The 15,243-nt window shown below is 73.1% G+C and carries 12 protein-coding genes; 7 read left to right on the top strand and 5 right to left on the bottom strand.

What is annotated here, in order from left to right; translation table 11 throughout:
- Positions 1–189 precede the first annotated feature (189 nt).
- Together SVTN_RS26225 and glgB are read left to right on the top strand one after the other, a co-directional pair.
- Positions 190–1,530, top strand: coding sequence for a maltokinase N-terminal cap-like domain-containing protein (locus tag SVTN_RS26225; RefSeq protein ID WP_041131308.1), 1,341 nt, complete (start codon positions 190–192; stop codon positions 1,528–1,530).
- 490 nt (positions 1,531–2,020) lie between these two features.
- Positions 2,021–4,255 carry a 1,4-alpha-glucan branching enzyme gene (gene glgB, locus SVTN_RS26220; RefSeq protein ID WP_041131307.1) on the top strand — a complete coding sequence of 745 codons (2,235 nt, stop codon included), beginning with the start codon at positions 2,021–2,023 and terminating at the stop codon, positions 4,253–4,255.
- Here glgB and SVTN_RS26215 read toward each other — a convergent pair.
- Positions 4,242–6,491, bottom strand: a complete 2,250-nt coding sequence (locus SVTN_RS26215) for a HelD family protein (protein WP_041131306.1) — start codon at positions 6,489–6,491, stop codon at positions 4,242–4,244. The two genes, glgB and SVTN_RS26215, sit on opposite strands and share 14 nt — an antisense overlap.
- Positions 6,492–6,754: 263 nt before the next feature.
- Here SVTN_RS26215 and thrS point away from each other — a divergent pair, with 263 nt between their 5' ends.
- Positions 6,755–8,059 (top strand): threonine--tRNA ligase, encoded by a 1,305-nt coding sequence (thrS, locus tag SVTN_RS26210; RefSeq protein ID WP_425429055.1) that lies wholly within the window; start codon positions 6,755–6,757, stop codon positions 8,057–8,059.
- On the opposite strand, the gene SVTN_RS26205 is transcribed toward thrS, so the two are convergent.
- The 3 genes from SVTN_RS26205 to SVTN_RS26195 are packed head-to-tail and all read right to left on the bottom strand — an operon-like array spanning position 8,056 to position 9,381.
- Complete coding sequence (locus tag SVTN_RS26205) at positions 8,056–8,394, bottom strand: thioredoxin family protein (RefSeq protein WP_041131304.1); 339 nt, start codon at positions 8,392–8,394, stop codon at positions 8,056–8,058. The two genes, thrS and SVTN_RS26205, sit on opposite strands and share 4 nt — an antisense overlap.
- A gap of 4 nt (positions 8,395–8,398) precedes the next feature.
- A complete protein-coding gene (locus SVTN_RS26200; RefSeq protein ID WP_041131303.1) occupies positions 8,399–8,815 on the bottom strand; it encodes a MerR family transcriptional regulator in 417 nt (138 codons plus the stop codon).
- A gap of 47 nt (positions 8,816–8,862) precedes the next feature.
- Positions 8,863–9,381, bottom strand: a complete 519-nt coding sequence (locus SVTN_RS26195; RefSeq protein WP_174518287.1) for an Lrp/AsnC family transcriptional regulator — start codon at positions 9,379–9,381, stop codon at positions 8,863–8,865.
- Between the two features lie 67 nt (positions 9,382–9,448).
- Here SVTN_RS26195 and SVTN_RS26190 point away from each other — a divergent pair, with 67 nt between their 5' ends.
- Both SVTN_RS26190 and SVTN_RS26185 read left to right on the top strand, forming a co-directional pair.
- Entirely contained in the window at positions 9,449–10,345 is an 897-nt protein-coding gene (locus SVTN_RS26190) for an NAD-dependent epimerase/dehydratase family protein (RefSeq protein WP_041131302.1), read from the top strand.
- The gene (locus SVTN_RS26185; protein ID WP_041131301.1) at positions 10,345–11,226 is read left to right on the top strand and encodes an aldo/keto reductase; all 882 of its coding nucleotides are present in this window, start codon (positions 10,345–10,347) and stop codon (positions 11,224–11,226) included. The genes SVTN_RS26190 and SVTN_RS26185 overlap by 1 nt, the downstream gene beginning before the upstream one ends.
- A gap of 100 nt (positions 11,227–11,326) precedes the next feature.
- Here the strand turns inward: SVTN_RS26185 and SVTN_RS26180 are convergent, their stop codons facing one another.
- On the bottom strand, positions 11,327–12,676 hold the full coding sequence (locus SVTN_RS26180; protein ID WP_041134263.1) for a cation:dicarboxylate symporter family transporter: 1,350 nt from the start codon (positions 12,674–12,676) through the stop codon (positions 11,327–11,329).
- Positions 12,677–12,885: 209 nt separating this feature from the next.
- Between SVTN_RS26180 and SVTN_RS26175 the strand changes: the two genes are divergently transcribed.
- Together SVTN_RS26175 and SVTN_RS26170 are read left to right on the top strand one after the other, a co-directional pair.
- The gene (locus tag SVTN_RS26175) at positions 12,886–14,511 is read left to right on the top strand and encodes a sensor histidine kinase (protein ID WP_041131300.1); all 1,626 of its coding nucleotides are present in this window, start codon (positions 12,886–12,888) and stop codon (positions 14,509–14,511) included.
- The gene (locus SVTN_RS26170) at positions 14,508–15,203 is read left to right on the top strand and encodes a response regulator (protein WP_041131299.1); all 696 of its coding nucleotides are present in this window, start codon (positions 14,508–14,510) and stop codon (positions 15,201–15,203) included. Before SVTN_RS26175 ends, SVTN_RS26170 begins: the two co-directional genes overlap by 4 nt.
- The last annotated feature ends 40 nt before the right edge of the window (positions 15,204–15,243 follow it).

Here is a 15,243-nt window from a genome sequence, read left to right as displayed (position 1 = left end):
GCACTGTGAACCACACACGATCCACGCCACCCTTCAGGTCCATCCGGGCCTTCTTGCCGGGCCCATACGGATCTTCCCTTTCCGACACGTCCCGCACATCCGGACAGTCACAGCCGCCATCCGGGACACTCTGCGCATTTGAACGCATACGAAAGCCACTTGTGCGCCCCGGGGAAAGGACGCGATGCCATGCCGGAGACCGCATCCACCACCCGGGCCCCGGACGCCCTCCTTCCGTCCCTCGCCCCCCTGCTCCACGAATGGCTGCCACGGCAGCGCTGGTTCGCGGGCAAGGGCCGCCGGGTCACCGGATTCACGCTGGACGCGGCCACCGAGCTGCTGCCCCTGGACGGCGCGGGACCCGGCCTCCTCCATCTGCTCGTACGGGTCGAACAGCCGGGCCGCCCGGCCGGAACGCCCGCCGACTGCTACCAACTGCTCCTGGGCGTAAGGACCCAGCTCCCGCCCCGCCTCGCCCCCGCCCTGATCGGGCGGATCCGGCAGGGCCCGCTCGCCGGACGCGCGGTGTACGAGGGCCTGCGCGACCCGCGCCTGGCGGGGCTCCTGTACGAACGGCTGCGCACCCCGGGCCGGACGGGCCCGCTGCGCTTCCACGCCACGACGGCTCTGCCCCCGGCCCTGGCCCCCCGCATGCTGGACGCGGAACAGTCCAACTCGTCCCTCGTCTACGGCGATTCGTTCATCCTGAAGATCTTCCGGAGGGTGAGTCCCGGGGCGAACCCGGACCTGGAACTGCCCCTCGCCCTGGCCGGGGCCGGCTGCGCCCGGGTACCCGCCCCGGTCGCCTGGTACGAGTCGGGGGCCTCCACCCTCGGCGTCCTCCAGCCCTACCTGCGGGACTCCCGGGACGGCTGGCGGCTCGCCCTCGACGCGCTGGCGGACGGGCGGGAGTTCACGACGGAGGCGCGGGCCCTCGGCCGGGCGACGGCGGAGGTGCACCTGGCGCTGGCTTCGGCCCTGCCGACCCGGCGCCTGGCCCGCTCCGAGACCGAGCAGCTCGCGGCCGCGATGGACCGCCGGCTGCACGCGGCGGCGCAGGCCGTCCCCGCGCTCCTGCCGCACGTGCCGGCCCTGCGGGCCGTCTTCGCCGCGGCGAGCGGCGGGGCCGCGGTGCAGCGCATCCACGGGGACCTACACCTCGGGCAGACCCTGCGCGGCTCCGACGGCGGCTGGGCCGTCATCGACTTCGAGGGCGAACCGGCGAAGCCGCTGGACGAACGGCGCAGCCCGCAGCCGACCGTCCGCGACGTCGCCGGAATGCTCCGCTCCTTCGACTACGCGGCCCGCACGCACCGGCCGTGGAACGCGGAGTGGGCGTCGCGGTGCCGGGCGGCGTACTGCACGGGGTACGCGGAGGTGGCGGGCGCGGACCCGCGTGCCGACCCTGCGCTCCTCCGCGCCTACGAGACGGACAAGGCGGTCTACGAGGTCCTCTACGAGGCCCGGCACCGGCCGGACTGGCTTCCGGTCCCGATGTCGGCGATCGAGCGCCTGGCGACCCCCCAGTGACCGCCCCCGTCCCGTGCCGCCCCTCGGCCCCGTCACGCCCACCACCACGCCCGACCGGGCCCTGCCGCCCCATGTGACCGCGCCCGCGCCGGGCTGGGCGGCGCCCTTCACCACCCGCCGTGTGGGGCCCGCGCCCCGCGCTGGGCGGTGCGCTTCGTCCACCCCCGTGTGGGCAATCGTCCCGCAGGGCGGGACGGGTGGGCACACGGGACGGCGCCCCCGGCCGGGCCTAGGCTCCCGCGCCCTGACCCGCACCACCAGCGACGGTGCACGGGGTGCGGGTTCAGGCGCTGGAGCCTCTGGCGCCGGCAAGGGCGCCGTCCGTTGTGCCCACCCGTTCCGCCCCAGCGGAACGACTGCCCACAACGGGGGCGGGCGCCGCCCACAACGGAAGGGCGCCGCCCGCAACGGCGCCCGTTCGGCCGAGTTTCCCCGCACCCCCCTTCACCGTTGCGCATTCGTACCCCCCGTACCCCCAGGAGGCACCCCCGTGACCGCCCGATCCGCAGGCAAGACGGCCGGCAAGACGCCCCGTAAGGCGCCCCCGCTCGACCCCGGCGACCGGGCGCGGCTGCTCGCCGGGGAGCACCACGACCCGCACGGGATGCTCGGCGCGCATCCGGTCAAGGGCGGGGTCGTGATCCGGGCGCTGCGCCCCTGGGCGCAGGAGGTCGCCGTCCTCACGAAGGGCAAGCGCCTCACGATGGACGACGACGGCGACGGGCTGTTCTCGGTGTTCGTCCCGCTGCTCCGCAAGGTGCCCGCGTACGAGCTCCGGGTGCGGTACGACGGGGACGAGATGCCCGTCCACGACCCGTACCGCTTCCTCCCGTCCCTGGGCGAGCTGGACCTGCACCTCATCGGCGAGGGCCGGCACGAGGAGCTGTGGACGGCGCTCGGTTCCCGCGTGATGACCCACGAGGGCGTCACCGGCACCCGCTTCGCCGTGTGGGCGCCGAACGCGCGCGGCGTCCGCGTCACGGGCGACTTCACGCACTGGGACGGCACGGCGCTGCCGATGCGTTCGCTCGGTTCGACGGGCGTGTGGGAGCTGTTCGTGCCGGGGATCGGCGAGGGCGCCGTCTACAAGTACGACATCGCTCGCCCCGACGGCTCGCACACGGTCCGCGCGGACCCGATGGCCCGCCGGACCGAATGCCCGCCGAACACCGCGTCGATCGTCACCGAGTCGCACTACGCCTGGGACGACGCGGAGTGGATGGAGCGGCGCGGGGCGCGCCCGCCGCACGAGGCGCCGATCTCCGTCTACGAGGTGCACCTGCCGTCGTGGCGGCCGGGGCTCACGTACCGCCAGCTGGCCGAGCAGCTGCCCGCCTACGTGCGTGACCTCGGGTTCACGCACGTGGAGTTCATGCCGGTCACCGAGCATCCCTTCGGCGGTTCCTGGGGCTACCAGGTCACCGGGTTCTACGCGCCGACGGCCCGCATGGGCACCCCCGACGACTTCAGGTTCCTCGTCGACGCGCTGCACCGGGCCGGGATCGGCGTGCTGATGGACTGGGTGCCGGCGCACTTCCCGAAGGACGACTGGGCGCTCGCCGAGTTCGACGGACGTCCGCTGTACGAGCACGAGGACCCGCGCCGTTCGCACCATCCCGACTGGGGGACCCTGGAGTTCGACTACGGCCGCAAGGAGGTGCGGAACTTCCTGGTGGCGAACGCCGTGTACTGGTGCCAGGAGTTCCACATCGACGGGCTGCGCGTGGACGCCGTCGCGTCGATGCTCTACCTGGACTACTCGCGGGAGCACGGCGAGTGGCTGCCGAACGAGTTCGGGGGCCGGGAGAACCTGGACGCGGTCCGCTTCCTGCAGGAGATGAACGCCACCGTCTACCGCCGCTGCCCCGGCGTCGTCACCTTCGCCGAGGAGTCGACCGCCTGGGACGGGGTGACGCGGGCGACGGACCAGGTGGGTCCGGGCGGCTTCGGCGGTCTGGGCTTCGGCATGAAGTGGAACATGGGCTGGATGCACGACTCCCTGGAGTACGTGCAGAAGGAGCCGGTGCACCGCAAGTACCACCACCACGAGATGACGTTCTCGATGGTGTACGCGTACAGCGAGAACTACATCCTGCCGATCTCGCACGACGAGGTGGTGCACGGCAAGCGGTCGCTGGTGTCGAAGATGCCGGGCGACTGGTGGCAGCAGCGGGCCAACCACCGCGCGTATCTGGGCTTCATGTGGGCGCACCCGGGCAAGCAGCTGCTCTACATGGGGCAGGAGTTCGCGCAGGGCGGGGAGTGGTCGGCGGACCACGGCCCGGACTGGTGGCTGCTCGATCCGGCGTACGGGGCGGAGGCGGACCACCGGGGGGTGCGGGATCTCGTGCGCGACCTGAACACGGTGTACGCGGCGACGCCCTCGCTCTGGGAGCGGGACACCGTCCCGGACGGTTTCCAGTGGGTGGTGGGGGACGCGGCCGACGACAACGTCTTCGCGTTCCTGCGGTACGACGGCTTCGGCTCGCCGCTGCTCGCGGTGTGCAACTTCTCGCCGGTGGTGCGGCACGACTACCGGCTCGGGGTCCCGGACACGTTCGCGGCCTGGGCGGAGGTGCTGAACACGGACGCGGCGCGGTACGGCGGCTCGGACGTGGTCGGCACCGACCCGGTGAAGACCGAGTCGGTGCCGTGGCACGGCCGTGAGGCGAGCGTGCGGATGACCCTGCCGCCGCTCGCGACGGTCTGGCTCAGGCCGGCGTGACGGCCGGCCTGATGACGCCCATCCGCTGAGTGGCCCGGGTGAGCGCCACGTACAGGTCGTTGATCCCGTGCGTGGCGCCCTCCCGGATGCCGTCGGGGTCGACGACGAGGACCGTGTCGAATTCGAGGCCCTTCGCCTGCCGGGGGTCGAGGAGGACGACCGGCCGGGTGAGGTCGGGCTTCGGGCCGTACGAGGCCTCGGGGAGGGCGGCGATCAGGCCGGGGTGCAGCTCCGCCGGGGCGATGACGGCGGTCCGGCCCTCCTCGCGGAGTTCGGCGGCGACCGCGTCGGCGGCCTCCTTCACCGGGTCGTCGACGGTCCGGTCCCAGGGCTCGACGCCGGTGGAGCGCACCGAGCGGGGCGGTTCGAAGCCGGGTTCGGCGGCCCGGCGGGTCTCGGCGGCGACGGCCATGATCTCGGCGGGCGTGCGGTAGTTGACGCCGAGGCGGACGTGCTGCCAGCGGTCCTCGACGTACGGGCCGAGGATGGACTGCCAGGCGCCGACGCCGGCCGGGTCGCCGGTCTGGGCGGGGTCGCCGACGAGGGTCATGGAGCGGCTGGGGCTGCGGCGCATGAGGAGCCGCCAGGCCATGGCGGAGAGCTCCTGGGCCTCGTCGACGATGATGTGGCCGAAGGCCCAGGTGCGGTCGGCGGCGGCGCGCTCGGCGGCGGTGCGGTGGTCGGCCTCCTCGTGGCGTTCGGCGAAGCGTTCGGCGTCGATGATGTCGTGGGCGGAGAGGACCTCGGAGGCGTCCTTGTCGAGCTCCTCCTTGTCCTCGAACTCGTAGGTGCGGGAGGCGAAGGAGACGTCGAGGACGCCCTGCGCGTACTGGATCTGCTTCTGGCGTTCGGCCTCCTCGGCGGCGCGGAGGGCGGAGTCGTCCTCGCCGAGGAGTTCGGCGGCCTCGTCGAGCAGGGGGACGTCGGCGGGGGTCCAGGGGCCGCCGTCGCGCCGGATCGCGGCGGCGTCGTCCTCGTCGTCGAGGTGGGTGGGTTCGGCGAGGTAGTCGGCGAGGAAGCCCTGCTGGGTGAGGGGCGGCCAGAGGGTGTCGATCGCCGTGTGGACGTCGGGGTTGGCGGCGATGCCCTTGGCGAGCAGGGCGATGTCGTCGGGGCCGAGGAAGTTGGGGCCGCCGTAGGGGTCGGCGCCGATGCGGTCGGCGAGCTGTTCGGCGAGCGCGTCGAGGATCCGGAAGACGAAGTAGGGGCGGGCGAGGTTGTGCGGGAGGAAGGTCTCGCGGGCCTTGTGGCGGGCTTCGAGGGCCATGTCCCAGTCGATGACCAGGTCGCCGTCCTCGTGCGGGACGATCAGCGGTTCGCCGCGCTCGGGGACCTGCTGGCGGTCCCGTACGGCCGCGGCGAGGGCGTCGGCCATGCCGGCGGCGCCCTTGACGGCGGCGGCGCGCGGGGTGTCGGTGCCGGTGGCGCGGACGCCGGGGAACAGCTCGGCGGGGGTGGCGAGGAGGACGCCGGTCTCGCCGAGGGAGGGCAGGACGTTGCCGATGTAGCCGAGGAAGGCGGGGTTGGGGCCGACGATGAGGACGGCCCGCTTGGCGAGCTGCTCGCGGTGCGCGTAGAGGAGGTACGCGGCCCGGTGCAGGGCGACCGCGGTCTTCCCCGTCCCGGGGCCGCCCTCGACGACGAGGACCCCGCGGTGCGGGGAGCGGATGATGGCGTCCTGCTCGGCCTGGATGGTCTGCACGATGTCGTGCATGCGGCCGGTGCGGGCGGCGTCGAGCGCGGCGAGCAGCACTTCGTCGGCGTTCCGGCTCTCGTGGCCGGTGCGGGTGGCGTCGGCGAGGTCGAGGACCTCGTCGTGGAGGGAGACGACCTCGCGCCCCTTGGTGGTGATGTGCCGTCGGCGGGTGAGGCCCATCGGCTCGTACCCGGTGGCGAGGTAGAAGGGGCGGGCGATCTCGGCGCGCCAGTCGACGACGAGCGGGGTGCGGTTCGGGTCGTCCTCGCGGATGCCGAGCCGGCCGATGTGGTGGTCGCGGCCGTCCTTGAAGACGAGCCGGCCGAAGCAGAGCCCGCTCTCCCCGGCGTTGAGCGCGGAGAGCAGCCCGGACTGCTCGGCGACCATCACGTCCCGTTCGAGGCGTCCCTGGCTGCTGCCGACCCCGGGGGTGCGGAGGGCCTGCTCGACGGCGGCTTCGGCCTGGTCCCTCAGGTCGTCGAGTCGTGCGTAGAGATCGGTGATGAATTGCTGCTCATTCCGAAATTCCTCGGTTGACAATTCGACTCCCGGCGCGATACAGTGCGTTTATTGAACTTCTCCGCGTCTTCGGTGCGCCCAAATGAGCACGCCGGACACGGAATCTATCAATATACGCGAGGCGATACCCCGACTGTCAATTCTAGTCGGGGTATTTCTGTATGCCTCGGCGGAGCGGGCGGCCCTGTGGAAAAGCGGGTGCGCCCGGCGGCCGCCCCTTGCTACGGTCCCCGCATGAAGCGCGCTGCGATGAGGACGACGACGCCGGAGAGTGTCCCGGCGCGCTGACCGTTGTTCCAGTGACGAAGCCCCGGGGCGAGTGCCCCGGGGCTTCGCGCTGTGGTCACTCGCCCGACGTACGCGAGGAGACCACCGTGCACGACCACCGCAGGCTCGGCCGCGAGCTGAACATCTTCGACACCGACCCGCTGATCGGCTCCGGGCTGCCGTACTGGCTGCCCGACGGCGCCGTCGTACGCCACGCCCTGGAGGAGTACGTCCGGGAGGCCGAGCGCCGGGCCGGGTACCGGCACGTGTACTCCCCGGTCCTCGGCAAGCGCGAGCTGTACGAGATCTCCGGACACTGGGCGCACTACAGCGACGACATGTTCCCGCCCATGGACCTCGGCGGCGAGCAGTTCCTCCTGCGGCCCAGCCTCTGCCCGCACCACGCGCTCATGTACCGCTCCCGCCCGCACAGCTACCGCGAGCTGCCGCTGCGCATGGCCGAGCTCGGCGGCATGTACCGCTCCGAGCTCTCGGGCGTCCTCGGCGGTCTCACCCGGGTCCGGGCGATCCAGCTGAACGACGCGCACGTCTTCTGCACCCTGGAGCAGGCCGCCGGGGAGGCCGCCGCCGCCCTGGAGCTGATCCGGCGGGCGTACGGGGCGCTCGGCATCGTGCCCGCCCGGTACCGGCTCTCGCTGCCCGGGCCCGGCGGCAAGTACGTCGCCGCCCCCGAGCTGTGGGAGCGGTCCACCGCCCTGCTGCGCGAGGTCCTCGACGCCTCCGGGCTGCCCTACGAGGCGGCGGAGGGCGAGGCCGCGTTCTACGGGCCGAAGATCGACGTCCAGGTCGCCGACGGCGCCGGCCGCGAGTCCACCCTGTCGACCGTGCAGATCGACTTCCACCAGCCCGAGCGGTTCGACCTCCACTACATCGGCGCGGACGGCGCCAAACACCGGCCGGTGATGATCCACCGCGCCGTCATCGGCAGCGTCGAACGGGCCGTCGCCCACCTCCTGGAGCAGCACGGCGGCGCCTTCCCCGCCTGGCTGGCCCCGGTCCAGCTGATGATCCTGCCGGTCTCGGAGGCCGAACTCCCGCAGGCGGACGCGCTGGCCGCGCGGTGCGTGGAGCGCGGGCTGCGGGCGGAGGTCGCGGGCCCCGAGCGGGGCAGCCTGGGCGCCCGCGTCCGGGAGGCCAGGCTCGTGCCGTACCAGGCGGTCGTCGGCGCCCGGGAGGCCGCCGACGACCTGGTGGCCCTCCGGCTGCGCGACGGCCGCCGACTGCCCGCCGCACCGGCCGAGGAGATCCTCGGCCGGATCGGGGAGCTGGCCGGCGCGCACAGCACCGAGCTGTGGTCCTAGGACAGCACGTCCTCCAGGTCGGCCAGGAGGCGGCGCTTCGGGCGGGCGCCGACGATCGACTTCACGGGCTCGCCTCCCCGGAAGACCATGAGGGTCGGGGTCGCGAGGACCCCGTACTTCAGGGTGGTCTCCGGGTTGCGGTCCACGTCGATCTCCACGATCCGCAGCCGCGCCGCCTCCTCGGAGGCGAGCGCGCCGAGCACCGGCTTCAGCTGCCGGCACGGCCCGCACCACTCCGCCGTGAACTTCACCAGGACCGGCAGCCCGGCGCCCAGCACCTCCGTGCCGAAGTCCGCGTCCGTGACCTCGGCCACGCCCTCCGCGTACGTCTTCATCCCGTCACCCCTCCGTATCCGTGTCCGTCACCGCTTCGAGTTCGCACCGGGGCTCCGGGCCGTGCGGCAGTTCCGCCTCGGCCCGGAGCAGCTGGGCGCCCACCTGGGCGCGTACCGCCTGGAGCTGTTCGATGAGCCCGTCCAGTTCGGCGACCTTCCGCCGGTAGACGGCGATCGACGCGGGACAGGAGTCCCCCGCCGGGTGCCCCGCGCGCAGGCAGTCGACGAACGGCCGGGTCTCCTCGAGCTCGAACCCGAAGTCCTGCAGGGTCCTGATCTGCTGGAGCAGCCGCAGGTCGTCCTCGTCGTACGTGCGGTGCCCCTGGTCCGTACGCCGGGCGGTGAGGAGACCGCGGGACTCGTAGTACCGCAGGGTCCGCGTGGTCGTCCCGGCCCGCTCGGCCAGCTCTCCGATGCGCATGTCCCCGACGGTAGGCCTTGACGCCGACGTCAAGGCAAGCGACGGCGTCAGGCCGGCGGGAGGAGGGGCTTCCGGACCACCGGGGAGGACAGCACGATGGAGGTCGTGGTCCGGCCGAGGGCCGAGGTCTGCTCCAGGACGTCCTCCAGGTGGACGGTGTCGGTGACGGCGACCTTGAGGATCCAGCAGTCCTCGCCGACCACGTGGTGCACCTCCAGGACCTCGGGGCGGGAGGTCAGCTCCAGGGTGCGGGGGTGCTTGAGGTTGTAGCCGCCGTGCGGGTTCACCCGGATGAAGGCCTGGATCCCGTAGCCGAGCAGGGCCGGTGAGACGTGGGCGCCGTAGCCGGTGACCGCCCCGCTCGCCTCCAGGCGGCGGACGCGCTCGGTGACGGCCGCGGGGCTGAGCCGGACGCGGCGGCCGAGCTCGCTGAGCTTGATGCGCCCGTCGGTCTGGAGGAGGTCCAGGATCTGCCGGTCGATGGGGTCGAAAGCGGCTGCCGAGGTTTCGTCGGCGACGGCCCGCGAATGCCGTGGTTCCTTCGGCGGTACGGCCTGCACTCCCATGTTTCCCCCTTCAATCGGCGAGCGCACAACGTAACACTTGGGTTCGGAAACAAGGGAGTTGGGATTCATGGACGTTCTGGTCATCGGCGGGAACCGCTATTTCGGAAAGCGGCTCATCGCGCTCCTCCGGGAATCCGGGCACCGGATCACGGTGCTCAACCGGGGTTCTTCCGCGGCCCCGGAGGGAATCGAGCAGTTGGTCGCCGACCGCGACGACGAAGCCGCCCTGGAATCCGTTCTCGCAGGCCGTTCCTTCGACGTCGTCGTGGACCAGGTCTGCTACACCCCGCGCCAGGCGGAGATCGCCCGGCGGGTGTTCGGGACGCGCACCGGCCGCTATGTGATGACCTCGACGGTCGAGGTGTACGAGTACGAGGACTCGCCCGTACCGGTCGCCGAGGCGGCCCTCGACCTGGCCACGGTGGCCGTCGACACCGGCCTGCCCTGGGAGGACCCGGAGTTCCTGGAGGCGCACTACGGGGAGGGGAAGCGGCAGGCCGAGGCGGTCTTCGCGGCGGGCACGCCCTTCGCGTGGACCTCGGTGCGGGTGGCGCACGTCCTGGGCGGTGCGGACGACTTCACGGGCCGTCTGGACCATTACGCGCGGCGCATCCGGGCGGGCGAGCCGATCGCGGTGCCGGTGGTGAACCACCCGGCGACGTACGTGTACGTGGAGGAGATCGCGGCGTTCCTCGCGTGGGCGGTCGAGGCGGACTTCACCGGCCCGGTGAACGCGCACTCTCACGGCCCGCTCACCACGGCCGACATCTGCGCGGAGATCGAGAGGCTGGTGGGGGGCCGGACGGTGTTCCAGGAGGTGGAGGTCGGCGAGGTCTCGCCGTTCTCCTTCACGCGCTCGTACGGCATGGACAACTCCCGGGCGGTTTCGCTGGGTTATGCGTTCGGCGATTCCGGCGCATGGCTGCCGAAGGCAGTGGCGGAGACGATCGGAGGGGCGCGCTGATGCGGTACCGGATGCTGGGCGACGTACGGGTCGGAGCCATCGGATTCGGCACGATGCCGCTGTCCATCGAGGGCCGGCCGGACGAGGCGCGGGCCGTCGCCACCGTGCACGCGGCTCTCGACGCGGGCGTGACGCTGCTCGACACCGCCGACTCCTACCACCCGCCGGGCGGCACACCGGGCGAGGGCGAACTCCTCGTGGCCCGGGCCCTGGCCTCGTACGGCGGCGGCACGGACGGCGTGCTCGTGGCGACGAAGGGCGGCCGGGGACGCACGGCGGACGGCGGCTGGACCGTGGACGGCCGGCCCGAGCACCTGCGGCGGGCGGCGGAGGGCTCGGCGCGGCGGCTCGGCGGCGACGCGATCGGCCTGTACCAGCTGCACAAGCCGGACCCGGCGGTCCCATACGCCGAATCGCTGGGCGCGGTGCGGGAGTTGCTGGACGCGGGCACGGTGCGGTCGGCGGGCATCTCGAACGTGGACGTCGACCAGATCCGGCTGGCCCGCGAGATCCTCGGCGACCGGCTGGTCTCCGTACAGAACCGGTACTCGCCGGCGGTACGGGACAGCGAGGCGGAGCTGCGGCTCTGCGCTTCGCTCGGCCTCGCGTTCCTGCCGTGGAGCCCGCTGGGCGGCATCTCGCGGAGCTCCCTGGACGGGGCGTCGGCCCTGGAGGAGGACCCGGAGTTCGGCGCCTTCCACCGGGTGGCGCGGGCGCACGGGGTCAGCCCGCAGCGGGTGGCCCTCGCCTGGCTCCTGACCCGCTCGCCGACGGTCCTCCCGATCCCGGGGGCGAGCCGGCCGGAGACGGTACGGGATTCGGCGGGGGCGGTGTCACTGGTGCTCTCGCCGGAGGAGCTGGCGGCCCTGAACGGCATCTGACGCGAGGAGGGCGACCCCCCTCGATGGGGGGCCGCCCTCCTCCCGGGCCCCGGATCCGGCTCAAGACCCGGGACCCGGGGCCTCACCGGGCCCCGGGGCCTCAGACGCCCGCGCGGGCCTTCTCTTCGCCCTCCGCGCGCTGGTCCGGCACCGGCGCCGGCCCGTGGTCGTCCACGAGCGTCGTCTCGTCGAAGGGGATCCGCCCCGCCAGGACCTCCGCCGCCCGCTCCTTGTCGATCTCCTTCGTCCACGTGCCGACGAGCACCGTCGCCACCGCGTTGCCGGCGAAGTTCGTCAGGGCGCGCGCCTCGCTCATGAAGCGGTCGATGCCGACGATCAGGCCGACGCCGTCGACCAGCTCCGGCCGGTGCGACTGGAGGCCGCCCGCGAGCGTCGCGAGTCCGGCGCCGGTCACGCCCGCCGCGCCCTTCGAGGCGATGATCATGAAGACGAGGAGGGAGATCTGCTCGCCGATCGACAGCGGGTTCCCCATCGCCTCGGCGGTGAAGAGCGAGGCCATCGTCAGGTAGATCGCGGTGCCGTCGAGGTTGAAGGAGTAGCCGGTCGGCACGGTGATGCCGACGACCGGCTTGCTGACGCCCAGGTGCTCCATCTTCGCGATGAGCCGCGGCAGCGCGGACTCGGAGGAGGACGTCGAGAGGATCAGCAGGAACTCGCGGCCCAGGTACTTCAGGAGCGACCAGATGTTGATCCCGGCGATCAGGCGGAGCAGCGTGCCGAGGACGAGGAAGACGAAGAGCCCGCACGTCAGGTAAAAGCCGATCATGATGACGGCCAGCGACTTCAGCGCCGCGGCGCCCGTCGCGCCGACGACCGCCGCGATCGCGCCGAACGCGCCGACCGGCGCCGCCCACATGATCATGCCGAGGATGCGGAAGACGAGCTTCTGGATGTGTCCGATCCCGCGCAGAACCGGTTCACCGGCCGCACCCATCGCCTGGAGCGCGAAGCCCGCGAGAAGCGCGACGAGGAGGGTCTGCAGGACCTCGCCCCCGGTGAAGGCCGAGACGAGGGTGGTCGGGATGATCCCGAGCAGGAAGTCCGAGGTCGACTCGCTCGCGCCCTCGGCCTGCTTCGCGCCGGCCTCGGCGAGCTCCTTGGTGAGGTGGAGTCCGGAGCCGGGCTCCAGGAGGTTGCCGACGAGCAGACCGATCGCGAGTGCGACGGTCGACATCACGAGGAAGTAGCCGAGGGCGAGACCGCCGACGGCGCCGACCTTCGCGGCCTTGCGGACCGAGCCGACGCCGAGCACGATCGTGCAGAAGATGATCGGCGAGATCATCATCTTGATCAGGTTGACGAAGCCGGTGCCGATCGGCTTGAGCTCGACGGCGACGCCCGGCGCCAGGAATCCGACCGCGATGCCGAGCAGTACGGCGCCGATGACGGCCAGATACAGATAGTGGGTGCGGTCCCGGCGTGCGGCCACGGGGTCCTCCTCGTGCTGATGGGTGTCCACGTCCCGGTGGACCTCCGCGACTATCCATCAGCCTGTGACCCGGGTCACGGTTGCGTACGTTTCGTTCACGACCGAAACGACGGTCCCGACGACGGACCCGACGACGGACCCCGGCGGGAAGGGCACGATTCGGGAACGCGGTACCGCCCGCGACCGTTCCCACGTGCACACTTACCCGCATGCGCCTCCGCCTCCCCCGCCCCCGCAGCCTGGCCGGCCAGCTCTTCGCGATGCAGGTCGTGCTGGTGGCCGTCGTCGTGGCGGGATGCTCGGTCTTCGCGTACCTCACGGACCGGGCGCAGGCCGAGGAGACCGCGCGGCGCCAGGCGACGGCGACCGCCGCCGCCGTCGCCGACTCCCCGTCCGTGCTCGCCGCCGCCCGCTCCGCCGACCCGACGGCCGCCCTCCAGCCGTACGCGGAGTCGCTGCGCCGGCACGCGGGCGTCGCCTTCGTGGTGGTCATGGCCCCGGACGGCACCCGCTGGACGCATCCGGATCCGGCGCAGATCGGCCGCACGTACCTCGGTCACATCGAGGAGGCGCGCCGGGGCCGGCTCTACTCCGAGACGCACCTGGGCGTCCTCGGCCCCTCCGTGCGGACCGTGGCGCCCGTCCTCGACCACGGCCGGGTCGTCGCCCTGGTCAGCGCGGGCATCACGATCGACAAGATCAGCGAGCAGGTACGGGAGCAGGTGACCGCCCTGCTCTGCATGGCGGGCGCGGCGCTCGTGCTCGGCGGGGCGGGGACGTACGTGGTGAACGCGCGCCTGCGCCGCCACACGCACGGCATGAACGCGACCGAGCTGAGCCGGATGCACGACTATCACGAGGCCGCCCTGCACGCGGTCCGCGAAGGGCTCGTGATGCTGGACGGCCGGCGGCGGATCGCCCTCATCAACGACGGCGCGCGGGAGCTGCTCGGCCTGGACGAGGGGGTCGTCGGCCGCCCGGCCGCCGAGCTCGGCCTGCCGGCGTCCCTGACGGGGGCGCTGCTCTCCTCGGAGCCGCGCGTCGACGAGACGCACCTGACGGCCGACCGGGTCCTCGTGGTCAGCACCCGCCCGGTGGTGGGCGGGGAGCGGCGCGGCACCGTCGTCACCCTCAGGGACCGCACCGAGCTGCAGGCGCTCTCCGGCGAGCTGGACTCCGAGCGGGGCTTCACGGAGGCGCTCCGCTCGCAGGCCCACGAGGCGGCGAACCGGCTGCACACGGTCGTGTCGCTGATCGAACTGGGCCGGGTGGCGGAGGCCGTGGAGTTCGCGACGGCGGAGCTCGAGCTCGCCCAGGCGCTGACCGACCGGGTCGTCGACGCCGTCGGCGAACCGGTCCTCGCGGCGCTGCTGCTCGGCAAGGCGGCGCAGGCCAACGAGCGGGGCGTGGAGCTGCTCCTCACCGAGGACAGCCGCATCGACGACGGCCGGGTGCCGGCGGCGCTGCCCTCCCGGGACCTGGTGACGATCCTCGGCAACCTCATCGACAACGCGGTGGAGGCGGCCGGCGGGACCCCGCACGCGCGCGTGACCGTCACGGTCGCGGCCCGCGCGGGCGACGGCGAGCTGCTGCTCCGGGTCGGCGACAGCGGCCCCGGCGTCCGCCCCGCCGACCGGGAGGCGGTCCTCGGGCGCGGCTGGTCCACCCGGGGCCCCGGCCGCGGCCTCGGTCTCGCCCTGGTGGGCCAGGCGGTCTCCCGCGCGTCGGGCACGCTGGAACTGGCGGACGCGGAGGAGGGCGGCGCGCAGTTCACCGTACGGCTGCCGCTGCCGCGAGAGGGCCGGGCCGGCGAGGAAGAAGAGGTGATCGCGTGAGTACGAGTCCGCTCCGGGTCCTCGTCGTCGAGGACGATCCCGTCGCGGCCGACGCCCACGCGCTCTACGCGGGGCGCGTCGAGGGCTTCCGGGTCGTCGGGGTCGCGCACTCGCGGGCCGCCGCCGTACGGATCCTCGACCGGACGCCGGTCGACCTGATCCTGCTCGACCTCTACCTGCCCGACGGGCACGGCCTCCAGCTCCTTCGCGCCCTGCGGGCCGCCGGGCACTCCGCCGACGTCATAGCCGTGACCTCCGCCCGCGATCTGGCGGTCGTCCGCGAGGGCGTGTCCCTCGGCGTCGTCCAGTACGTCCTGAAGCCCTTCGCGTTCGCCACGCTCCGGGACCGGCTCGTCCGGTACGCCGAGTTCCGGGCGGCCGCCGGGGAGGCCTCCGGGCAGGACGAGGTGGACCGGGCGCTCGCCACGCTCCGGGCCCCGCACCCCGCCACGCTCCCCAAGGGGCTGAGCGGCCCGACGTTGGAAGCGGTCACCCGTACCCTCCGCGCCACCCCGGCGGGGCTCACGGCCGCCGAGGCCGGGGCGGCCGTCGGGATCTCCCGGATCACCGCGCGCCGCTATCTGGAGCACCTGGTCACCGGGGGCCGGGCCGTGCGCGCCCCGCAGTACGGGCAGATCGGGCGGCCCGAGCTCCAGTACCGCTGGCTCGACGGTCCGGCGGGCCGACACTGAGCGACCCCGCGGTTACCGCCCGGTTCCCATGTTCCTACGA

This window comes from Streptomyces vietnamensis, assembly GCF_000830005.1.
Classification (GTDB): domain Bacteria; phylum Actinomycetota; class Actinomycetes; order Streptomycetales; family Streptomycetaceae; genus Streptomyces; species Streptomyces vietnamensis.
The sequence above is the reverse complement of the archived record's forward strand: the minus strand, read 5'-3'. Positions and strand labels throughout refer to the sequence as shown.

Excerpts from the sequence above, each read along its gene's own strand:
- SVTN_RS26190 (WP_041131302.1), top strand. The coding sequence starts at position 9,449 with ATGGACGTTCTGGTCATCGGCGGGAACCGCTATTTCGGAAAGCGGCTC.
- SVTN_RS26205 (WP_041131304.1), bottom strand. The coding sequence starts at position 8,394 with ATGAAGACGTACGCGGAGGGCGTGGCCGAGGTCACGGACGCGGACTTC.
- SVTN_RS26200 (WP_041131303.1), bottom strand. The coding sequence starts at position 8,815 with ATGCGCATCGGAGAGCTGGCCGAGCGGGCCGGGACGACCACGCGGACC.
- SVTN_RS26185 (WP_041131301.1), top strand. The coding sequence starts at position 10,345 with ATGCGGTACCGGATGCTGGGCGACGTACGGGTCGGAGCCATCGGATTC.
- SVTN_RS26175 (WP_041131300.1), top strand. The coding sequence starts at position 12,886 with ATGCGCCTCCGCCTCCCCCGCCCCCGCAGCCTGGCCGGCCAGCTCTTC.
- SVTN_RS26225 (WP_041131308.1), top strand. The coding sequence starts at position 190 with ATGCCGGAGACCGCATCCACCACCCGGGCCCCGGACGCCCTCCTTCCG.
- SVTN_RS26195 (WP_174518287.1), bottom strand. The coding sequence starts at position 9,381 with ATGGGAGTGCAGGCCGTACCGCCGAAGGAACCACGGCATTCGCGGGCC.